Raw genomic sequence first — 21,572 nt, forward strand, 5'->3', positions numbered from 1 at the left:
GCGTCGTGTTTTCTGTGTCTTGTTCTATGTGTTGGATTCGTTGCGTTGGCGTCGAGGCTCCGCGTTGGCGAGCCTGCGGACAATGGCACAGTGCGGCCAACGAGAACAAAGGGAGGCGCGACATGGCAGGTGTGAAGCAAGCGCGGGGTGGCGCGGTCGGAGTTCCGACCCTCGACGAGCCCGCGAGCCTGAACGCGATGACGCCCAAACGCATCATGGCCGGGACAAGCCCCGGCCATGATGCGAAGGACACTGAATCAGCTGGAAAGCGTGGAGGCCGCAGCGCTCAGAGCGAGCGGTCGAGCCGGCTTGCCTGATACTTGGCGCGCCATTTCGGACCCGGGCCGCGCATGTAGTGAAGCTCGGGGCGGTAGGGGTTGCCGGCGACCTTCACCAGCGTCTGCCACTTGCTGACGACGAAGGTCAGGGGCTGGCGAAGCAGGCTGAGTGAAGCGAGTATCATGGCATCGACCTCAGTGCGGCTTGCCGAGCATGGCGGTGAAGGGGAGATCGAAGATCTCCTCGCCGTCGTCATCGCTGACATGGATCACCCAGTCGCGCCAGTCCTCGGCACCGGGCGTCTGGATCATCGAGTGCATGATCTGGGTCGCGCGGTCGCGCGCCTCGGTGAGACTGGCGACGGCGGCGCCGTAACGGTCGATCAGCGTGCCCTCGGTGTTGGAGCAGTGAAAATAGACCTGGACCATAAGCGCCTCCTGTAGAAAGCGATTGGGCAAACAGATACCACCCCAAGCCTTCGCGAAACATTCGGGTCGAGCCCGGTAAGGGAATTTACGGAGATTGGTCGGCACCAAAGTCGTTACAGGTTTAGTCACAGGCGAGGGATGACTGGACGGCGCCCAGGCGTCATGGAACAAGCGTCCCCGGGAGTCGGGGGCCACCGTGAACCAGTTCAAATTCGGGAGCGAACGGCAACATCTGCGCCTTCTGGCTGCGGTCTTGGCCGGCGCACTGCTCGGCTTGGCCCCGGCTTCGTCCGAACCGATCAGGAAGAGCGGCTACGCGATCGGCACCGGTAGTTGCGGCAGCGGCGACCTCGTTTTTCCCAGGATCCAGATCGACATGAAGGCGGGATTTTGCGCCGGCCTCGTTGCCAGCGAAGAAGATCGCCTCAAATTCCCACGCTCGATCGTCCAGGTGCCTGGTCGCGACCTGTTCGTGGTGGCCGACATGGGCGGCTGGGGTCACACCGACGGGCGGCTGTTGCTGCTCGATCCGCACGCGCCCCGGGGCAACGCTTCAAGGAGCTGCTGACGGGGCTCGAATACCCGTTCGGCCTCGTCGTCGGCCCGGACAGGAAGCTCTATGCCTCGACCGCCGAGGCGATCTTCCGGTTCGACCCGCTCGCGGACAATCCACACGGCACAATCGAGACCATCGTCCGTCATATGCCCGGCCGCCGGATCACGCTGCCTGACGGCACGAAGCTCGACGAGAGTGCGCACCCGCTCAAGCAGTTCGTGTTCGATCGGAACGGCCGGCTGTTCGTCAATGTCGGCTCGCACAGCGACGACTGCATCACGCCGGCGCCGATCAACAAACCCTGCGCCGCGGCCGAAGGTGGCTCGGCGATGGCCGCGATCTGGCTGTTCACGCCGCCCGCAGGCGGCGTCTTCCCGGCATTGAAACCTGGCGACCCTGATCCGCCGCACACGGTCTATGCGCGCGGCCTCCGCAACTCGATGGCGCTGGCGCTGCATCCGATGTTTCCGGATGCCGGCTACGCCTTCCTGCAAGGCGAGAACGGCCGCGACCTACCCGATAACTTCAAACCGAACGAGGAGATCAATGCGATCGAGCAGGGCCGGCACTACGGTTGGCCGTATTGCTATGACCTGTCGACGCCGAGCCCCGAATTCAGGCTCGTGCTGCAATCGGGCATCTACAAATCGTTCTGCTCAGCCAATCCGCTCTACAAGCCGCCAATCTCGCTGATGCCGCCGCACGGCGCGCCGCTCGCGATGCTCTATTACCACGGAGCCAAATTTCCGGAGCTGGAGGGCAAGCTGCTGGTCGGCCTGCACGGCTACCGTCCGACCGGCAGCCGCGTCCTCATCTACGATGTCGACGATCACGGTTTCCCCAAGCCGAGCGCTCCGCCGGTGCGATATCACGTCAGTTGCGCTGCCGATCCCACGCGCAGTTTCCAGACCGACGCCGGCGAGGTCGCTGCCGCGCCCTTCGATGAGCTGATCGCAGGCTGGCACCGCGTCAACGGAGCGCGGCCGCAAGGCGCGCCGGTCGGCATGACGGTCGCGGAGGACGGCGCCATCTGGCTGGTCGAGGACAAGAACCAGACCGTGATCCGCATCGATCGCGCCGCGGGCGATCCGCCTCAGCCGCTCTCCTGCGACGCGCGCAGCCAGGCGATGATCGACCAGCTCGCGGCCTTCGTCGTCAGCGATGCGCAGAACAGCATTCGCCTCACCACCTTGCGCAAGGGCCTCGTCGAGAAGCACTGCCTCGGCTGCCATTCCGATTTCGGCCTTAAGGCAAGCCAAACTGACGCGGAGAAGGACGCAATAGCGCTGCGCTTCGTGCTGGCGCAGGACGGCTGGATCTATCCGGGAGATCCCGATGCCGGCAAGCTGCGCACACGCCTGCGCGGCCTCGGCGCCGAGAAGCTGATGCCGCCGGGCGGCGAGAGCCTGCCGAAGACGGAGGCCGGTTACACGCGCCTGCTCGATACGGCGGACCTGCTCGTCGCCAAGATGGTTCCTGGCACGCGGATGCGGATCAAGCCCGGCCCGCCGCAGCGTAAGTTTTTCAGCAAAGCCAACAAGGAATGCGGCGAAATACCGGCCGCCAAGGTCGTCGTCGTGACACAAAGGAGCGCTGTAGACAGACCCGGCTTCAGTCGCTTCTTCCGGCCGGCCGATCCCTATCTGAATGGCGAGTGCACCGACGACGATGGCTACTACATCCGGCAGGAATTTCTGGTGCCTGTGCAGTAGCATCCTGCTTGTCGCGACGCCGCCGGCCGCTGCCGAAACAAAACTGTTCGATAGCGTGCAGGTGACGCCCGCCGGCGAATACACATTCGGCATCGAAGGGCCCGCCGCCGATCTCGACGGCAACCTGTTCGTCGTTAATCTCGGCAAGCCCGGCACCATCGGCAAATTGCCCGCGGGCGCCGCCGCTTCGGCGCTGTTCGCGACACTCCCCGAAGGCAGCGTCGGCAACGCGATCCGTTTCGATCGCAGCGGCACCATGTTCATCGCCGACTACAAGAAGCACAACATCTTCGCGATGGCGAAGGGTGCGACCGAGCCTGCCGTCTGGTTTCACTCCGACGAGATGAGCCAGCCCAACGATATCACTATCGCCCGCGACGGCACGATCTATGCGAGCGATCCGAACTGGAGGGGACGCGAGGGCCACATTTGGCGCATCGCCAGGCGAGCAGACGGTACGGTGCAGGGCCAGGTGATGTCGGCGCCGCGCGCGATGGGCACTACCAACGGCATCGATCTCAGCCCTGACGGCAAGACGCTCTATGTCGGCGAATCCAGCAGCGGCCAGATCTGGTCCTACGCGATCAACGGCAACGAGCTCACCGGTGCAAAGCTTGTCAAGGCGTTCCAGCCCGACACGATCGATGGCCTGCGCACGGACGTTGCCGGCCGTCTCTATGTCGCGCGCATTCTCAAGGGCACGATCGCGCTGATGAAGCCGACCGGCGCGGTCGAGCGCGAGATCCCGCTGAGGGCCAAGGAGCCGACCAACCTTGCCTTCGGCGGCAGCGACGGCAAGACCGTCTTCGTCACCCAGCGCCAGGGCGGCTTCATCGAGGCCTTCCGCACCGACCAGCAGGGCCGCGAGCACTGTCTCCAGCGCGGGCGCTGCTGAGCCGGCGGTCTGCTTCCCGTGCAGAACAGTGGCGTGAGGGCGGCATTCTTCTTGCTTGCATCGGGCCGCCGCAGGCATCAAGACAGCTGTGGCACCGTCAAAGCGTTTTCAAGCGAAGTGGATACCGGTTCGCGCAAAAAAACGCGTCAGAACAAGAATCCAGCACGAGACCCACGGAGTGTTTCAGTGAAAGCCGTCCATACCGAACTGCACCGCAGCCACGATCCGCAATTCTTCCTGGTGCGCGGCGTCGTCAAGCGCACCACCGAGCAGCCCGAGCGCGCCGACCGCCTGCTCAAGGGCCTCAAGGACGGCAAGCATCAACTGGTCGAGCCGACGGCATTCGGGCAGGGGCCGCGCGCACGCATTCACAGCCCGGAATATCTGTCGTTCCTGAGCGAAGCTTGGAACGCCTGGACCGCGCTCGGCGATTCCGGTCCGGAGATGATCGGCAACATCCATCCCGTGCGCCACGCCGCGACCTATCCCACCCACATCGTCGGCAAGCTCGGCTGGCATACCGCCGACACCGCGGCGCCGATCGGTCCGGGCACCTGGGCCGCGGCCTGTGCCGCAACGGACGTTGCGGTCACTGCCGCGCAAATGGTGATGGATGGGGAGGATGCGACCTACGCGCTCTGCCGTCCGCCCGGCCATCACGCCTATCGCGACATGGCCGGCGGCTTCTGCTTCCTCAACAACAGTGCGATCGCCGCGGCGCATCTGCGGCTCAAGCACGAGCGCGTCGTGATCCTCGACGTCGACGTTCATCACGGCAACGGCACGCAAGGCATCTTCTACGCGCGACCGGATGTGTACACGATCTCGATCCATGCCGATCCGGTCGCGTACTATCCTTATGTGTGGGGTTACGCGCATGAGCGCGGCGAAGGCCCGGGCCTCGGCGCCAATCTCAACATTCCGCTGCCCATCGGCACCGGCGATGACGGCTACATGCAGGCGATGGACGTCGCACGCAAGGCAATCGAGTCCTTCGCACCCGGCGCCCTCGTCATCGCACTCGGCTTGGATGCCTCCGAACACGATCCGCTGAAGGGCCTCGCCGTCACCACGCCCGGCTTCCGCCGCATCGGCCAGGCCATCGCGAGGCTGGCCCTGCCGACCGTGTTCGTGCAGGAAGGCGGCTATCTCTCGGATATCCTCGGCGCGAATTTGACTTCGGTGCTGGCGGGATTTGAAGAGGCAAGGTGACTTTCGCTGAATGGACCGTCATTCTCCTTCATTGCGAGCGAAGCGAAGCAATCCAGAATCTTTCCCCGGCATCAGTCTGGATTGCTTCGTCGCAAGGGCTCCTCGCAATGACGATGTGGATGCAGTGTGATCAGTAGTCAAAACATCCCGCTTGCCGTCAGCGCCTTGCAGACGTGCTGCATCTCGGTCTCGTCCGCGACCATGTCGAGCATGATCGTGGTCAGCCCCTTCGCCGCAAACGCCCTCAGCCTGGCGCCGATCTCCTCGTAGCTGCCGACGAGATAGGGGCAGTCCGCCTGGAACGTCAGGAACGGCAGCAGCCAGTAGCCGTTGGGCTGAAGCTCGCCGCTTTGCCCCTCGTACAGCCGCCGCTTCCACACGGAGTCGCTGTTCTCAACGGTGAGTGCGAGCAGCTCGCGATCATCGGGGCTGTCGCGGAAGCGCGCCTTGGCCGCCTGCCGCGCCTCTTCGCTTCTCTCCCTTGCGAAGATGCCGAAGTTCATGCCGGGTGCCGCGAGGCCATCATCGAGATCTGGCGGCAGCATCTGCATCTTGATGCAGCCGGTCTCTCTGGCGACGCGCTGCGCCGCTTCCGATTGGCCGGCGATCAGGAATTCCGGCATCAGCTCCGCCGGCAGGCGCGGACGAAGCTGCAGGTTGCTCGCGCGATAGAACCGGCCCTTGATCGTCACCGGTCGCGGGCTCGAGAGCAGCTGGCGCATCAGCGCGACGAACTCGCCGAGCCTGACATAGCGATCGGCATGGGTCTGCTCGTCGCCGAGCCCCTGCAGGTCGCTGATCGCCGTCCCCGTGATCATGTTGAGATAGACCTTGCGACCGTAGAGCTGTGCAAAAGACGAGACGAATTTCGCCGCCGTAAACGGGTGCATGTAGACCGGGTTGACGGCGATCAACGGCGAACTCTGCGTCGTCTTCGCCATGATGTGCTGGGCCATCGCCCAGGGCTCGACGAACACGTCGTTGCCTTCGAACAGCAGAATGCCTTCGAAGCCGTTGCGGTCGGCGAACTCCGCCACCCGCATCAGCTCACCGACATATTGCTTGGGATCGCGGTTGCGCGAGATCGCAGGGAAGACACGCAGCCGCGAGGACGTCATTCAGCGGCTTCCTGGAGCGGCCAGGCATTGTGGTTGATGGGAAGGCCGCCGTGCGCCCGGGAGCCGTCGGCGATCGCGAGGCGATGCGAGGGCGAGGGCGAGCACAGCGAGAAGTGCCAGCCGTCGGGATCGTCGGCGATGTCGGGCTTGAAGCTGATCTCGATGGCCTCGCGCGAGATCTGCATCGCGAAGGCGTCGAGCGGCAGGTTGAGGCCGAAACCCTTGGCCTTCAGATAGGCTTCCTTGAGCGTCCAATAGTCGAAGAATCGCTCTATCGCCGCCGGCTCTGGCAGCTTGCGCAACGTTTCGACCTCCTCCGGCGCAAAGAAGCGATCCGCAGTGGAAAGCGGGGCGACACTCCGTGACACGGTTTCGACGTCTACGCCGACAGCCTCATGCCCGGATACGACGCAGGCAACGCAGCCGTCGGCGTGCGACAGGCTGAAATGCAGCGCGGTCGAGGTTTGGGGCGATGCAACAAACGGGCGACCATAGCGGCCGGCCCCAAAGGACCAGGCGGTCGGAGCGACATTTGGCGCGACCTGCGACAGCGCCAGACGGAGCATGGCGTGCGCGTAAATATATTGCCGCCGATGCCGCTCGAACTTGAAACGGTCGGCGCGGATCCGTTCGTCGACCGACAGCAGCCGTCGGCACGCATCGGCTGCGCCTGGCGTGTCAATGGTCGCGATCAGTCCGACAAACAGTTCAATTCTGTCGTCTGCCATCAATTGGGCCTTTGGCGTCAGGCAGAGGCCCAAGCCCCGGCTCTGACGGAAGAATCAACTGAGCAAGAATCAACCAGTGGACCAGTCTTAGCGGTCCACCCAGGCAAATTCTTGTCGATTTGCAGGCCGGTCTACGGGCGCAAGCTTGCGCGAGACCCCAACTCGACCAGCGAGCGGCCCGATTTAAAAACCGGAGGCCGAAAAAATGAAGCCTGAAAGATTGGTGCGGCGTCCCTGCCGACTAGTCTTACTTTTTCTTCTTGGCCTTCTTCTTCGTGCCGCCCAGCATCGAAAGGCTGGCATCGACGTCCTTCAGCGCGGACTGCAGCTTCTTCTTCTCGCCGGCCAGCAGTTTTTGCAGGGCCTTGCGGTCCTTGTCGCTCAACGAGGTACCCTTGGTAAATTTGATGAAACCCATAACGCACTCCCCCGGTTTTGAAAAAAATCGTCCAAATCAAAAAGACGCGAATAATCTTGCGCGGTGGCGCCAAATAATCAAGATGCAACTTGATCATGCACAGCTTTGACGAGTGAACCTGTATTCGACCTCGTGCACGGCCGGTCATGCCGCCTTGCGCGCGAGCAATTGGCCGAGTGGTGTGCCGGGTTGGGCAACCGCTGCCTCCAGCAGCGCGACGAGCTCTGCCATCCATGTGCGAACCGTGCCGCCGTCCAGGAGCTCGTGCTTGTAATTACATGAACCGGTGATTCCTGTCGGGCGCTCTTTCAGCATGAGCGACAGCCAGGTCTGGTCGATCGGCAGCACCGGCTGGCCCTCGCGCGCGACGTTTCCGATCGATTGCACCGCAATCTCCGGCAGGTCGAGCGGCTGGCGCAGCGGATTCTGCAGCGTGAAATAGACCTGGAGCAGCGCTGCGGGGTCGATCCCCTCCCGCTCCAGATGGTCGGCCAGCATGTTGAACGGCAGCTCCTGCCGTGCATGCGCATCGAGCACACTCTGGCGTACCCGGTTCAGGGCCTGCGTGAACGACAGATCCGCAGTGATTGTCGTACGGACGATCACCGTGTTCTCGAACGGGCCGACGATGCGGTCGGTGTCCGGCTGGGCGCGATTGGCCATGGCGGTGGCGACCGAGATGTCGGTGCGGCCGGTCCGCGCCAGCAGCACGGCCTTCAGGCCGGTGAGCAGGCACATGAACAGCGTGCCATTGTGCTGACCGGCGAACGCTGTGAGCCGTGCGATCAGATCGGGCTCGAGCCCGAGCGGATGGTGCCCGGTGGACGCGCCCGGGTCCGCTTCGCCCTCGAAGATCGCGGCCGCGCCGCGAAGATTCTCCGTCCAGTCGGCGGCCTGGCGGCGGGCGGCGTCGGTGCCGCACCACCAGCGCTGCCAGCGCGCGACGTCCGAAAAGGCCGGAGGCGTCGGGAGCGGCGGCGCGGGGCGCCCGGCCAGCGCCGCATAGCGGTTCGACAATTCCTCGAACAGCACGCCGATCGACCAGCCATCGGCAATGACATGATGGATCGTCAGCAGCAGCACGTGGTCGTCGGCATGGAGCCGCAACAGCCGCGCCCGCAATAGCGGCGGCCGCGCGATGTCGAACGGCGTATAGGTCTCCTGTTCGATCAGCAGATCGATCTTCCGCAGTTCGAGCGCCTTGCGCCGCTTGTTGTTGTGCGGCCGACCGTCGCCGATGACCTCGACGGTGAGGACGGGCCCGAGCTCGCTGGGAGTGGCGATGCGGCTGACGGGCTCGTCGCCGTTCCGGCCGAAACCGGTCCGCAGCGATTCGTGGCGGCGCACGATGTCGCCGAATGCTTGCGCGAGGATGGCCGGATCGAGCGGGCCCTCTAGACGGAAGGCAAAGGGCAGGTTGAACAGCGGCAGGCCGGGCAGTTTCTGCTCGATCCGAATCATCTGGTCCTGTGCCATCGAGAGCGTCGGCGGCCCGCTTGCGATCAGCCGCGAGACGCTTGTGGCAAGGTTGCGCGGCTTCGCTGCCACGGCTTCGTCGACACGACGGGCAAGCTCTTCGACGGTCGGCGCTTCGAAAATGGTCTTGATCGGCAGCGATACGCCGAGCGCGCGGGCGACGCGCGCCATCACCTGGCCGGCCAGCAGCGAATGGCCGCCGAGATCGAAGAAATTGTCTGTCACTCCCAGGCTCTCGACCTTCAGCAGGTCGATCCAGATGTCGGAGAGCACCTTTTCGGTGAAGCGCCGCGCCGGCACGGCGGCATCGGGGTCGGTCGTTTGCAGCTGCGCGGGCGCCAGCAGCGCGGAGCGATCGATCTTGCCATGGGCGTTGAGCGGCACCTGGTCGAGGAACAGGAAGGCGGAGGGGACGGCATGGCCGGGCAGCCGGCTCTTCAGGAATTCGCGCAGGTCGCTGGCGCTGACCCGGCTGCCGGGCTTCGCAACGATATGGGCGATGAGCCTGACATCGCCGCTCGCCTCGCGGCGCGGTTCGACGATGCCGGTGCGCACGCCAGGATGGTCGGCAAGCGCATTCTCGATCTCCTTGAGCTCGATGCGGTAGCCGCGGATCTTGACCTGATGGTCGGCGCGGCCGAGGCATTCGATCATGCCGTCGGTGCGGCGACGGGCGAGATCGCCGGTGCGGTACAGGCGGGAGCCTGCCTGGCGCGAAAACGGATCGGGCAGGAACCGCTGCCGGCTCTGCGCGGGATCGTTGACATAGCCACGGCCGACGCCGGCGCCGCCGATGCAGAGCTCGCCGGTCACGCCGACCGGCTGCGGCTGGAGGTCGGCGTCGAGCACGTAGAGCTGGGTGTTCGGCAGCGGCGCGCCGACCGGAACGTTGCCCGTCGCTATCGCGGGCGCCCTGGTCAGACGATGAAGCGACACGTCGTCGGAACATTCCGACGCTCCATAGGCATTGATCAGCGGCACGTTCGGACAGCGGGCGAACCAGGTGCGGCAGAGGTCGATGGGCAAGGGCTCGCCGGTCGAGATCAGGAGCCGCAACTTCGCGAAGGCGCGCCGGACCGGCGCTTCGTGCATGCGATCGAGGATCACACGGAGCAGCGAGGGGACGATCTCGAGCACGGTGATGTGCTCGCGCTCGATCTCCCGCGCGAGCAGGATCGGGTCCTGCACGATCGCGGTGCCGCAGACATGTACGCGCGCGCCTATCATCGGGCCTGCGAGAAATTGCCAGACAGAAATCACAAAACTCTGCGGCGCGGTCTGCGCGATCACGTCCTTGGGCGACAGCTTCAGCTCGGAAATCAGCGAGGCCAGATGGTTCGACATGCCGCGCTGCTCGATCATGACGCCCTTCGGCGCGCCGGAGGAGCCGGACGTATAGATGAGATAGGCAAGGCTCGATGCTGTGCGCCGCGCGGCGCGGGCCGGCTTGGTTGCGCCTGGGGCGATGGTGTCGTCGATCTCGGCCACCTGGATGCGCTCGACCAGCGGCTCGAGCAGCGCGGCGACCATGGCCGATTGGGCGCGCCCTGTCAGCAGCACGCGGGCGCAGCTCGATCCGAGGATGGTCGCCAGTCGCGCCGTCGGCTGGTCCGGATCGAGGTTCAGGAAGGCCGCGCCCACGCGCTGCACCGCGATCATGGCGGCGAGCAGATCGGGGCCGCGCTCGGCGAGCAAGGCGACCACCGTCTCGGCCCCGACGCCCTCGAGCACGAGCCAGCGCGCGATCGCCTGGCTGCGGCGCACCAGCTCGCGATAACGCAGGGATGCGCGGCCGTCCGACACCGCGATCGCGTTCGGCGTCTTCTTCGCCTGGCGGTCGAAGCGTTCGCAGAAATTGCCGCGTGCGGCGAAGTTGGCGGGCACGCCGTGGCCTTTTGCCAGCAACTGCCGGCGTTCGGCCTCGGTCAGCAGCGGCAGGCGCGAGATGCGCTGTTCCGGGTCTGCGATGACGGCCTTGAGCAGTGTCTTGAACTGCGCGGCCATGCTTTCGATCGTTGCCGCGTCGAACAGATCGGTGGCGTATTCGAAGAAGCCGGTGAACCGCCCGTCGGCCTCGACCAGTTCGAGGGTGATGTCGAAGCGCGCAACTAGCGGATCCACCTCCAGCCGTCGCGTCGACAGGCCGGGAAAGCGTGCCGCCTCGATCGAGGCGTTCTGGAGGATGAACATGATCCGGAACAGCGGATTGCCGTCCGTCCTTCGCGCGACCTGCAGCGCGCGCAGTACCTCCTCGATCGCAAGGTCCTGGTTGCGGTAGGCGTCCAGCGTCACCTGACGCACCCTCCGCAACATCTCGCCGAAGCTCGGATCGCCGCCAAAATCGTTGCGCAGGATCAGGGTGTTGGCGAATAGCCCGATCAGGCGCTCGCTCTCGATCTGGTTGCGATTGGCAATCAGCGATCCCGTGGCGACGTCTTCGTGTCCAGTGTGGCGGAACAGGAGACACTGGAAGGTCGCGAGCAGGGTCATGAAGGGCGTGACGCCCTGGGCCTGGCTCAGCGCACGGACGTCGCCCGAGAGGGTCCTGGAGAACTCGAAATAGTGACGGGCGCCATGACCGCTCCAGACCTCCGGCCGTGGCCGGTCGGTCCGCAGCGGCAGCGTCGTGACGCCGTCGAGCTGCGTCCGCCAGTAATCGAGCTGCTCCTTCGCCGCCGGCGTCTGCGCCCAGTTCTGCTGCCAGAGCGCGAAGTCGCGATACTGGAAGGCGGGCGAGGGCAGCGCCGCCACGTCCTTCCTGTGTGCCGCGGCATAGTGGGCGGCGAGTTCCTCCCAGAACAACCGCTGCGACCAGCCGTCGGTGACGAGGTGATGGACGTTGACGACCAGCGCGTGGCTGGATGTGTCGAACGACAGCAGCGTGACTTTCAGCGGCGCTTCGTGTGCCAGATCGAATGGATACTGCGCGAGCTTGAGTGCCTCACGCCTGATCACCCCGACCCGCTTGTCCGCGGGGCAGGGCTTGAACTTGATCCGCTCGAACCGTGGCGGGGATTGCAGCACGCGCTGCGCGGGCTCGCCCTGCCGTTCGATGAAGACCGAGCGCAGCGCCTCGTGGCGTGCGCAGATCGCGGTGAGGCTCGCGGAAAGTGCGGCGACGTCGACCGGGCCTTTCAGCATTGCGACTTCGACGACATTGTAATTGTAGCGGGTGGGGTCGAGCCGCGAGAGCAGGTACATCCGTTGCTGCTGGAACGACAGCGGCGCGTCCGCTGCCGCCGCCTGGCGCCAGGCCGGTAATGACGCATCGCGATGGGCTGCCGCGGTCTCCAGCCGGGCCGCGAGCGCCGCCACCGTGGCGCAATCGAAAATGTCCTCGAAGGAGAAGTCGACGTTGAAGCGTTCGCGCAGGCGCGAGCGCATCTGTGTCACCGCGAGCGAGTCCGCGCCGAGCGCGAACACGTCCTGATCGATGCCGACCTGGGGCAGCTCCAGCAAGCCGGCCCAGATCGCGGCGAGCTGAGTCTCCAGCGCATTGCGCGGCAGGCGCGTCTCGCCGGCATCCGCAGTCTCCGCGATCAACCCGGCCAGCGCATTCCGCTTGACCTTGCCGCTGGCGCCCTTCGGCAGCGCGGGCACGCCGCGGATCAGGCTCGGCACCTTGTAAGCCGCAAGGCGCTTTCGCGCGAACTGGCGCAACTGGTCCGAGCTCGCCTCGGAATTCGGCCGCAGCACCACGACGGCGGCGACGTTCTCGCCGAGCTTTGGGTGCGGAACGGCAAATACGCCGGCCTCCAGCACCGCCGGATGGCCGAGCAACACGTCTTCCACCTCCAGCGGCGAGACCTTCTGGCCGCCGCGGTTGATCACGTCCTTGATGCGGCCGACGATGAAGAGATAGCCGTCGGCGTCGAGATAGCCGAGATCGCCGGTCCGGAACCAGCCATCGCGGAAGGCCGCTTGCGTCGCCGCCTCGTCATTATAGTAGCCGCGCGTCATGTTCGCCCCGCGCAGCACGATCTCGCCGCGCTCGCCGCTCACAAGCGTACGGCCCGTCTCGTCCATGATGGCGATCTCGGGCCCCGCGGCGCGGCCGACCGACCCGACCTTGCGCAGCTCGAATGGGTTGGCGGCGATCTGCGAGGCCGCTTCCGTCATGCCGTAGGTCTCGAGCACGGGAACGCCGAACGTCGCCTCCAGCCCGGCAAGGATCGCGGGCGCGAGTGAGGCCGAGGCCGAGCGGATCACGCGCAGCGACGAGGCCCCGACGCGGTCGGGATTCGCTTCCGCCGCCGTCAGCAGCGCGCGATGGATGGTCGGCACCGCCGTGTACCAGGTCGGCTGCAGCTCTCGCATCCAGCCGAAGAAGGACGCGGCGTCGAAGCCGTCGGTGCAGATCACGCTCGAGCCCGCGGCCAATGCCGTCAGAAGACCGGAGATCAAGCCATGGGCGTGAAACAGCGGCAGGACGTTGAGCAGGCGATCATGCGACGTCAGCGACAGCACTCGGCCGGCATTAAAGGCGGAGAGGCACACGTTACGATGCGTCAGCGGCACCATTTTCGGCCGCGCCGCCGTGCCCGATGTCAGCAGGATGAAGGCATCCTCGTCGCCGCGCGAGGCGCCGCTCGTGCCCGCAGGCCCGATGGTCGGGCCCATGAAAGTGCAGCCGCCGAGATCGTCTTTCGGCCCCGGCACGAAATCGATCACGGTGATGCCAAGCGCCTTGGCGACGTCGCGACTGGGCGAGTTCATGTCGGCGCGGGTGACGAGTGCGGTCAGCTTCAATTCGCTGAAATAGCGTTGCAGCTCGTCCGCGGTCAGATCGGGATTGACCGGGATGCAGGCGCAGCTCGAGGCGACCGCGATCAGCGCGAGCGCGCTGTCGGCGCCGCGCGGCAGCGCAACGGCGATCCGGTCCGCAGGCGCGATGCCGAGCCCGCGCAGCATGCGCACGAGATCCTGCGTCCGCTCGCCAAGCGCGCCATAGGTGAGTGCCGGCCGGCCGGGGGCGAGGAGAGCGGGCGCCGCAGGAATCCTGCGGGCGTGGAAGTCGAGAAGGCCGCCGATATGGGAAAAGATCTTCGTTTCCAGGCTCGCGCCGGCCGATCCCGCTCCGGATGCAATATCCGACAATGCCATTCCCTTTTGGTCTGATTGGGCTATTCTTCTCAAGAGTTAGGGAACGCGTCCAGTCTGAGGTGACGTTCGGGCCCCAAAATCTGTGGTTGAGGGGCCCAAAGCCCTTCGACGGAGTGATGGTCGGGCAGAATCACCATGCTGGAGAATGAGCCAAGTACGGCGACGGAAGGCGGGCTGAAGCGCTGGCTCGAGGGCGTCGGCCTCGGCCACTACTCCGATCTTTTCGCGCGGCACCGCCTGGATCTCGACGTACTGGGGGATCTGACCGAATCCGATCTGGTCGAGCTCGGATTGCCGCTGGGCGACCGCAAGCGGCTCCACCGGGCGATGGCGGCGCTATTCCGGGCCGAAACGGCGGAGCCGCCGGCCGCGGCGTCGCGCCCGCAGACCCGGACAGAGGTCGGGGCCGAGCGGCGCCAGCTCACCACGATGTTCTGCGACATGGTCGATTCCACCGCGCTCTCGGTGCAGTTCGATCCGGAAGACGTGCGCGACATGATTGCGAGCTTCCGTGAGACCTGCGTCCGCGTGGTCAAGCACTACGAGGGCTTTGCCGCCCGTTACGTCGGCGACGGCATCCTCGTCTATTTCGGCTATCCGACCGCACATGAGGACGACGCCGAGCGTGCGGTGCGTGCAGGGCTCGAGATCGTGCGGGTGCTGTCGACCGCGCGCGCGATCGAGCCGCGCGGCGCGCTCAGCCATTCGCCAGCTGTCCGCATCGGCATTGCGACCGGCCTCGTCGTGGTCGGTGACCTCGTCGGGCAGGGCACCGAGGAGCGCGACTCCGCGGTCGGCGAAACCGTCAATCTTGCGGCGCGCCTGCAAGCCCTGGCGCCACCCAACGGCGTCGTGATCTCCGCCTCGACGCAGTCGCTGCTGAAGGGCAAGTTCGACTACCGCAATCTCGGTGTCCATGCGCTGAAGGGCATCTCGGAGAAGGCGCAGGCCTGGCATGTGGTGCGCGCCACGCGGGTCGAGACCCGCTTCGCCGCGGCGATGGGGGCGCGGCTGACGCCGCTCGTCAACCGCGAGGAGGAGATCGCGCTGTTGATGGGCCGCTGGCAGCAGGCCAAGGACGGCGACGGTCAGGTCGTGGTCAAGTTCGGCGAGCCCGGCATCGGCAAGTCGCGCATCATCCAGGAAATCTTCGAGCGGATATCGGTCGACCGGCATGGGCAGGTCTCCTTCCAGTGTTCGCCCTACTACACCTCGACCGCGTTCTATCCGTTCGCCGAGCAGCTCAAGTTCTCACTCGGCCTCGACCGCGAGGATACCTCGGCGCTGTCGCTGGCGAGCCTGGAGACCGCGATCGCCGCCGCGCACGGCGACATCGAGCAGGTCACGCCGCTGTTTGCCGCGCTGCTGTCGATACCGACCGGCGACCGCTATCCGCCGCTCGGCCTGTCGCCGCAGCAGCAAAAGGATGCGACCGTCGCGGCGCTGGTCAATCACTTCCTCGGCCTCGCGCGGGAGATGCCGCTGGTGATCGCATTCGAGGATCTGCACTGGATCGATCCGACCTCCCGTGAGGTGATAGACCTGCTCGTCGACCGGGTGCAGAACCGGCCGATCCTGGTCATCATCACCGCGCGCTCCGAATTCCAGCCGAGTTGGAACGCGCATTCGCACATCACCACGCTGGTGCTCAATCGTCTGAGCCGGCAGCTGCGCACGACGCTGGTCGAGCGTGTCGCCGGACGGGAGCTGCCCAAGGAGGTGGTCGAGGAGATCATCGTCAAGACCGACGGCGTGCCGCTGTTCCTGGAAGAGCTCACCAAGACGGTTCTGGAATCCAATCTCCTGACCGAGCGGCACGGACGCTACGTGCTGTCGGGCCCGTGGCGGCAGCTCGCGATTCCGGCAACGCTGACGGACTCGCTGATGGCGCGGCTCGACCGGATGGGCCCGTTCAAGCGGATCGCGCAGATCGGCGCCACCATCGGCCGCGAGTTCTCCTACGAGACGCTCCAGGCCGTCGCCAATACGCCGGCCGAGCAGATCGAGGCCGCGCTCAACCATCTGGAGGAGGCCGGGCTGGTCATGCGGCGTGGCCATCCCCCGGATGCGCTCTACTCGTTCAAGCACGTGATGATCCAGAACGCCGCGCATGCGAGCCTGCTGCACAGCGAGCGCCGCAAGCTGCACGCGCGCATCGCGCAGGTGCTCGGCGAGATGTATCCCGAGAAGACCGATCGCGAGCCGGAGCTGCTGGCCCATCATCTGACCGAATCCGGCCAGAGCGAGGGCGCCGCCAGCTTCTGGCTCAAGGCCGGCAAGCAGGCGGCCAGGAGCGGCGCCAATCTGGAGGCGATCGGCCATCTGCGCCGCGGCTTGAGCGTCGTGCAGGCCAATGCGCGCATGCAGGGCGCCGACGAGATGGAACTCGAGCTGCGCATCGCGCTCGGCAACGCGCTGATCGCCGCCAAGGGCTATGCGGTGCAGGAGGTCGAGGAGAACTACATCCGCGCGCTCGAGCTGGGCCAGCAGCTCGACGACGACGAGAAGGCCTTTGCCGCCACCCGCGGCCTCTGGGTCTGCCACTTCATCCGCGCCGATCTCACCCGCGCACACGATCTCAGCGTCGAGCTCATGAAATTCGCCAAGCGCGAGCGGCTGAACGAGCGGTCGGCGCCGGCGCAGCAGACCGGTTACCTGATCGAGGCGCACCGTTCGATCGCGATGACCATGCTCTATCGCGGCCGCTTTGCCGCCTCGCAGCATCATCTGCATCGCTGCATCAACCTCTACAGCCCCGACCTGCATTCCGATCTGATGGAGCGGCACGGCACCGATCCCGGCGTCGTCTCGCTGTCCTATCTCGGCTATCTGCTCTGGTTCCTTGGCCGGCCCGACGCGGCGCGCCAGCACAGCGAACAGGCGATCGCCAATGCCGAGAAGATCCGACATCCGTTCACGCTGGCCTTCGCGCTCATGTTCGGCGCCTACCTCTGCCAGCATTTGCGCGACGTCGAGGGCACGCGCGATCACGCCAACCGCGCCATGATCATCGCGACCGAGCACAATTTCCTGCACTGGAAGCAGCAGGCCGCGATTCTGCGCGGGTGGGCGCTGACGCAGCTCGGCGAGGCCGACGAAGGTCTCAGCCAGATGCGCTTCGGCCTCGACGAATACGAGGCAATGGATTCCTGGCTCGCCGGCTGCTGGTTCCGCTGCCTGCTGGCTGAAGCCTATGCCAAGGTCGGGATGCGAGAGGCCGCCTTGCGCGCGCTGGACGGCGCGCTCGCGACTGCGCGGCGGACGGGCGATCATTCCTACCTCGCCGAGGTCTATCGCCTGCAAGGCGAGATCACGCTGTCGGACGGCGACCCGGCCTCGGTGCAGGAGGCCGAGGAGCTGTTCGGCCTGTCGCTGGACGTCGCACGCAAGCAGGGCGCGCTGTCGTGGGAGCTTCGCACCGCCACGAGCCTCGCGCGGCTGTCGCGCCAGGCCGGCAAGCGTGAGCACGCGCGTCTCCTGCTCGCGCCGATCGTGGGCAGGTTCAGCGAGGGTTTTTACACGCCGGACCTCAAGCAGGCGATGCAGCTGGTCAACGAGCTCGATGCGGATGCGCCGGTTCCTGAACAGGCCGATGCGGCGAGATGAGCGATCTCGCCGCCGCGCGTGCGCGCTATGTGGAGTTGATTGCCAGGCGCGAGCGGATTTCCTCACCGCGCCTGCTCGAAGCGCTCGCTGCCGTTCCGCGCGAGGATTTTCTGGCCAGGGGACCCTGGCGTATCAAGAGCGAAGCGGCGCGCAGCTACCGGTTGACGCCGGACGCCGAGCCCATTCATCTCTATGACAATGTGCTGGTCGCGATCGACGCGCGCCGCAAGCTCGACACCGGTCTGCCGAGCCTGTGGGCGCATCTGATCGACGTGCTCGACGTCAGGGCGAAGGACCGCGTGGTCCAGATCGGCTGCGGCCTCGGCTATTTCTCGGCGGTGCTGTCGAAGATGGTTGGTCCAAAGGGCAGCGTGCATGCGATCGAATGCGACGAGCGGCTCGCAGCGCGGGCTGCGGACTACCTTCGTAGCTATCGCAATGTCGAGGTCATCAACGGCGACGGTTGTGCGGAGATCGGCGAACCCGCCGACGTGATCATCGTCCACGCCGGCTTCTCGCATCCGTATCCGCTCTGGCTGCAATCGCTCCGCCCGCGCGGCCGCCTCCTGGTGCCGCTGACCCAGCGGGACCGCGAAGGCGCCGCCCTCAAGATCACGCGCAGGGGGAAGGGCTTCGAGGCCGAGGCGGTGCAGCAGATCCGGATCTTCCCCGGCCAGGGCCGCGGCGTGACCGCGCTCGACGACCGCGTCGCCGACTGGTGGCAGCGCGCCTCGGCCCTGGCGCCGCTGCGCTTTCGCGGGCTCGAGCAGGGGCTGCCGTCGGATGGCTAATTCTTCGTTTCATTTTACCTTGATTCCGTTTGTGAGTTTCCCGCATCTCGCGGTGCGGCTATGAGTGTGGCCTGATCGCCATCCGAGCGCGCCCATGCATTCCGTTGCCCTGCTGACTGCGAGCTATGCCAAGGATATCGAACGCTTTTCGCTGCTCAGCGAGAGCATCGACGCCTGGCTGACGGGATACACGCGGCATTATGTTCTCGTTAACGATGACGACGTCCCGCTGTTCGCGCGCTTCGCGTCCGACAAGCGCGTCATCGTTCCGGCCTCGCGTTACTTGCCGAAATGGCTGTTCGCGCTGCCGCCGGCGCTCCAGTTCATCAGCAAGCGGCGCGTCTGGCTGTCGCTGCTGTCGTCGCCCGTGCACGGCTGGCACATCCAGCAGATCCTGAAGATCGCCGGCGTCCTCAACGCGCCCGAGCAGCGCGTCTGCATCCTGGATTCGGACAATCTGTTCTTCCGCGAATTCGACGTCGGCCGGTATGCCGGCGGCGAGAAGACGCCGCTCTTCGTCACGCGCAACGGGATCGACGCCGGTCACCCCCTGCATGTGCTGTGGCTGCGCACAGTCGATCAGCTTCTCGGTGTCAAGGAACGCTCGTTCCCGGCCGACGATTATGTCGGCAACGCGCTGGTCTGGGACAAGGGCACTGCGCGCGCGATGACCGATGCCATCAAGTCGGCAACGGGCCTGAGCTGGGCTCTGGCGCTGTGCCGGAAGAAGAAGTTTTCGGAGTATCTGCTTTACGGAAACTTCGTCGCCGGTTCGCCGAAGCATCTGGCGGCCCATCGGGTCACGGAAGACAGCATCGCTGTCTCGCACTGGGATGACACGCGCCTCGATCGCCCGGCGATCGAAGCCATGATGGGCGCCGCGTCCCCCGAGCAGGTCGCGCTCTGCATTCAGTCCTACTCGTCGACCTCGATCGATGACGTCCGCGACGTCTTCCGGCTAAACTCGGCTGACAGGCGCAGTCCGAGCCTGGCTCCCGATCAGATCGGGGACACACAAGCGTTCGAGGCGCCCAAGACGCGCTAGCCTTCAAGACGCGCTAGCCTTCAAGACACGCCAGCCTTCAGACGTCCTTCGTGAACTTGCTGATGACGTCCATGAACGGCTTTGGCTTGAACTCGCCGTCGAGCGGCAAGGGACGGTTCGGCTGCTTGTCCTTCCGGGCGAAGGTGCCGTTGATCCAGCTGTAGCGATCCGAGATGCCCCAGGTCAGGATCGAGCGCACCGGTCCGCTGGCCGAGACGGCGGTCAGCAGATCGTCGACGCGCTTGGCGACAATGGCGTCGCGCTCCGCGGGACCACCCGCCAGCTTCTGGTCAATCGACGTCGAGCTCGGTGACGAGGACCTCGAGGCCCCAGGTGCGCAGCTCGGTGACGAATTCGGCGAGGCCATGCGTGTCGATCTCGAGCTCGGCATGCAGATGCGATTGCAGCCCTACGGCGTGCAGCGGAACGCCTTGGTCGAGCAGCTCCATGATGAGGTTGCGGTAGGCCGCGCGCTTGGCGATGAAGGAGTCCTTCACCGACTCGATGTCGTATTCGTTGATCGCGAGCTTCACGGAGGGATCGGCCGCGGCCGCCGTGCGGAAGGCCAGCGGAATCCAGCTCTTGCCGAGATGCTGCGTCCAGAACGTGTCACGTCGGTCGGTGATCCCCTTTGGATTGTCCGGGATCGGCTCGTTGACGACGTCCCATGACGTCAGCTTGTCTTTGTAATACGACACGACGGTGCCGATGTGGTCGAGATAGGTGCGCTCGACGCCCTTGGCGTCCTTGATCTGCTTGGTCCAGTCCGGAATGTCGTGATACCAGGCGAGCGTATGTCCGCGCATCGCCAGATCGTTCGCCCGCGCGAAGTCCAGGATCGAATCGGCGCGCTCGAAGGCAAAGGTGTGCGCGTCCGGCCGCAGCATCGGCCATTTCAGCTCGAGCACCGGCACCACCTGCGTGCAATAGGTGCTGATGGCTTCGCCGAGCCTGGGATCGGCTTGCAGGTCCCAGAGCGTGGCCGCTGCACCAAAGCCCTGACGGCGCTGGGCGAGCCTCGAGGCCGGTAACGCCGACGCGGAGACGCCCGCCGCGAGCGTCGCGGCGCTGCCGAGGAGGAATTGGCGTCGGTCGAGCCTGATCACGCGTGGTTCTGCATCACGGCTTCGGCGATCTCGTAATAGTGAAGCGCGCCCTTCTCGAGCGTCAGATTCTCGGTCACGTAGTCGCGTGGCGCGAAGCCGCCGGCGCTCACATGCGACCAGAACCCGCTCCAGCCGGAGATGAAGCGGGCAGCATCGGTAAAGGTTGCGCCGCAGCGTGCGTCGAAATAAGGTACCGACGAGACGCCGCCTTCGTACCTCACCTTGTGCGGGAAATATTTCGGATCCTGCCACGGCCCGCCGCGATCCCACGCAAAGACGGGAATGCCGCTCGACAGCGCCTGCTGGCAGGCGATCCCCTGGCTCTCATGCTCGCACAGGAAGATCATGCTGCGGCAACGCGCCAGCGCCGCCTTGTAGTCGTCTTCCTTGTAGTGCCCGTAGCGGATCACCTCGACCGTGCGGCCGCTGGCCTCGAGATGCCGGCGGATCGGCTCGATCAGTTCGGACTCGTATCGCCCGTAGTCCCAGCGAACCTTGTCATAGAGCAGCACGTCCATGCGCTTGCGGTCGGCCGGCGCCGGTGTCCACAGGTCGGTGTCGATGCCGACGGGCCAGGCGTCGACATGGGGCCAGTGCGGACGGAACATGTCGGCGTACCATCTGCACGGCACCAGCACGCGCTTCACCTGCAGGTCCTTCAGGCGCTCCGGTGCATCGACCGGGTGATCGTACATGGCGACGCCGAGCAGGAGCGGGTTCTTCCATTTGAACCAGTCGAGGACGAACGGCCGCCCGATGATGCAGGCGAGCTCCTCCGGGTGCTTCTGGATGTAGCGATAGTCGTTGACGCGATAGCGGATGCCGAGCCGGTCGAGGCCCGCGCACAGATTGAGCAGGACACGCCGCTGTCCGCTGATGAAGGACTCGCCCTTGACCACGCGCCGCAGCAGCGGCCGGAGGTGCCGATCTCCCGGAAACCAGCGGTCGTCCCGCTCTTCGAAGAAGAGGTTGAGGACCATCCTGTCGCTCCTTTGCGTGCCGAAGTCCGCCGGAACCAGCGGAGCGTCAGTGTCACCATGCGGCCAGGAAGTCGGGTGCGCCCGCGTTCGTTCGGCAACGTCCATGTCAGTCACGTCCA

Annotated in this window: 12 protein-coding genes and 2 pseudogenes; 6 read left to right on the forward strand and 8 right to left on the reverse strand. The window is 65.6% G+C overall.

The window, feature by feature from the left end:
* Positions 1–286: 286 nt before the first annotated feature.
* Complete coding sequence (locus tag ACNJYB_RS08550) at positions 287–463, reverse strand: hypothetical protein (protein ID WP_439373534.1); 177 nt, start codon at positions 461–463, stop codon at positions 287–289.
* Positions 464–473: 10 nt separating this feature from the next.
* Complete coding sequence (locus tag ACNJYB_RS08555; RefSeq protein ID WP_018646193.1) at positions 474–707, reverse strand: DUF6894 family protein; 234 nt, start codon at positions 705–707, stop codon at positions 474–476.
* A 232-nt stretch (positions 708–939) separates the two neighbouring features.
* Here ACNJYB_RS08555 and ACNJYB_RS08560 point away from each other — a divergent pair.
* The 3 genes and pseudogenes from ACNJYB_RS08560 (at position 940) to ACNJYB_RS08570 (ending at position 5,082) form a co-directional block, all read left to right on the forward strand.
* Positions 940–2,975, forward strand: a pseudogene (locus ACNJYB_RS08560) (PQQ-dependent sugar dehydrogenase).
* Positions 2,932–3,870, forward strand: a complete 939-nt coding sequence (locus ACNJYB_RS08565; RefSeq protein ID WP_439373535.1) for an SMP-30/gluconolactonase/LRE family protein — start codon at positions 2,932–2,934, stop codon at positions 3,868–3,870. The pseudogene ACNJYB_RS08560 and the gene ACNJYB_RS08565 overlap by 44 nt, the downstream one beginning before the upstream one ends.
* A gap of 186 nt (positions 3,871–4,056) precedes the next feature.
* Entirely contained in the window at positions 4,057–5,082 is a 1,026-nt protein-coding gene (locus tag ACNJYB_RS08570) for a histone deacetylase family protein (protein ID WP_439373536.1), read from the forward strand.
* Between the two features lie 137 nt (positions 5,083–5,219).
* Here the strand turns inward: ACNJYB_RS08570 and ACNJYB_RS08575 are convergent, their stop codons facing one another.
* The 4 genes from ACNJYB_RS08575 to ACNJYB_RS08590 form a co-directional block, all read right to left on the reverse strand.
* Positions 5,220–6,200, reverse strand: a complete 981-nt coding sequence (locus ACNJYB_RS08575; RefSeq protein WP_439373537.1) for an LLM class flavin-dependent oxidoreductase — start codon at positions 6,198–6,200, stop codon at positions 5,220–5,222.
* The gene (locus ACNJYB_RS08580; protein ID WP_439373538.1) at positions 6,197–6,928 is read right to left on the reverse strand and encodes a 4'-phosphopantetheinyl transferase family protein; all 732 of its coding nucleotides are present in this window, start codon (positions 6,926–6,928) and stop codon (positions 6,197–6,199) included. The genes ACNJYB_RS08575 and ACNJYB_RS08580 overlap by 4 nt, the downstream gene beginning before the upstream one ends.
* 247 nt (positions 6,929–7,175) lie before the next feature.
* A complete protein-coding gene (locus ACNJYB_RS08585; protein ID WP_439373539.1) occupies positions 7,176–7,346 on the reverse strand; it encodes a hypothetical protein in 171 nt (56 codons plus the stop codon).
* Between the two features lie 144 nt (positions 7,347–7,490).
* On the reverse strand, positions 7,491–13,925 hold the full coding sequence (locus tag ACNJYB_RS08590) for an amino acid adenylation domain-containing protein (RefSeq protein WP_439373540.1): 6,435 nt from the start codon (positions 13,923–13,925) through the stop codon (positions 7,491–7,493).
* A gap of 135 nt (positions 13,926–14,060) precedes the next feature.
* On the opposite strand from ACNJYB_RS08590, the gene ACNJYB_RS08595 reads away from it, so the two are divergent.
* The 3 genes from ACNJYB_RS08595 to ACNJYB_RS08605 all read left to right on the forward strand — a co-directional run bounded on the left by ACNJYB_RS08595 (position 14,061) and on the right by ACNJYB_RS08605 (position 19,367).
* Positions 14,061–17,531 carry an ATP-binding protein gene (locus tag ACNJYB_RS08595; protein ID WP_439373541.1) on the forward strand — a complete coding sequence of 1,157 codons (3,471 nt, stop codon included), beginning with the start codon at positions 14,061–14,063 and terminating at the stop codon, positions 17,529–17,531.
* Entirely contained in the window at positions 17,528–18,322 is a 795-nt protein-coding gene (locus tag ACNJYB_RS08600) for a protein-L-isoaspartate O-methyltransferase family protein (RefSeq protein ID WP_439373542.1), read from the forward strand. Before ACNJYB_RS08595 ends, ACNJYB_RS08600 begins: the two co-directional genes overlap by 4 nt.
* Before the next feature lie 94 nt (positions 18,323–18,416).
* Positions 18,417–19,367: a DUF6492 family protein gene (locus tag ACNJYB_RS08605; RefSeq protein WP_439373543.1), complete on the forward strand. Its 951-nt coding sequence runs from the start codon at positions 18,417–18,419 to the stop codon at positions 19,365–19,367.
* A 37-nt stretch (positions 19,368–19,404) separates the two neighbouring features.
* On the opposite strand, the pseudogene ACNJYB_RS08610 reads toward ACNJYB_RS08605, so the two are convergent.
* Positions 19,405–20,473: pseudogene (locus ACNJYB_RS08610) on the reverse strand (endo-1,4-beta-xylanase).
* On the reverse strand, positions 20,470–21,558 hold the full coding sequence (locus tag ACNJYB_RS08615; RefSeq protein WP_439375507.1) for a glycosyltransferase: 1,089 nt from the start codon (positions 21,556–21,558) through the stop codon (positions 20,470–20,472). The pseudogene ACNJYB_RS08610 and the gene ACNJYB_RS08615 overlap by 4 nt, the downstream one beginning before the upstream one ends.
* Between the last annotated feature and the right edge of the window lie 14 nt (positions 21,559–21,572).

The sequence above is a fragment of the Bradyrhizobium sp. SMVTL-02 genome, assembly GCF_051853005.1.
GTDB lineage: Bacteria > Pseudomonadota > Alphaproteobacteria > Rhizobiales > Xanthobacteraceae > Bradyrhizobium.

Bases quoted from the DNA above. Each gene is read 5' to 3' on its own strand.
- ACNJYB_RS08550 (WP_439373534.1), bottom strand. From the start codon at position 463: ATGATACTCGCTTCACTCAGCCTGCTTCGCCAGCCCCTGACCTTCGTC.
- ACNJYB_RS08555 (WP_018646193.1), bottom strand. From the start codon at position 707: ATGGTCCAGGTCTATTTTCACTGCTCCAACACCGAGGGCACGCTGATC.
- ACNJYB_RS08565 (WP_439373535.1), top strand. From the start codon at position 2,932: ATGGCTACTACATCCGGCAGGAATTTCTGGTGCCTGTGCAGTAGCATC.
- ACNJYB_RS08575 (WP_439373537.1), bottom strand. From the start codon at position 6,200: ATGACGTCCTCGCGGCTGCGTGTCTTCCCTGCGATCTCGCGCAACCGC.
- ACNJYB_RS08580 (WP_439373538.1), bottom strand. From the start codon at position 6,928: ATGGCAGACGACAGAATTGAACTGTTTGTCGGACTGATCGCGACCATT.
- ACNJYB_RS08585 (WP_439373539.1), bottom strand. From the start codon at position 7,346: ATGGGTTTCATCAAATTTACCAAGGGTACCTCGTTGAGCGACAAGGAC.
- ACNJYB_RS08590 (WP_439373540.1), bottom strand. From the start codon at position 13,925: ATGGCATTGTCGGATATTGCATCCGGAGCGGGATCGGCCGGCGCGAGC.
- ACNJYB_RS08595 (WP_439373541.1), top strand. From the start codon at position 14,061: ATGCTGGAGAATGAGCCAAGTACGGCGACGGAAGGCGGGCTGAAGCGC.
- ACNJYB_RS08600 (WP_439373542.1), top strand. From the start codon at position 17,528: ATGAGCGATCTCGCCGCCGCGCGTGCGCGCTATGTGGAGTTGATTGCC.
- ACNJYB_RS08605 (WP_439373543.1), top strand. From the start codon at position 18,417: ATGCATTCCGTTGCCCTGCTGACTGCGAGCTATGCCAAGGATATCGAA.
- ACNJYB_RS08615 (WP_439375507.1), bottom strand. From the start codon at position 21,558: ATGGACGTTGCCGAACGAACGCGGGCGCACCCGACTTCCTGGCCGCAT.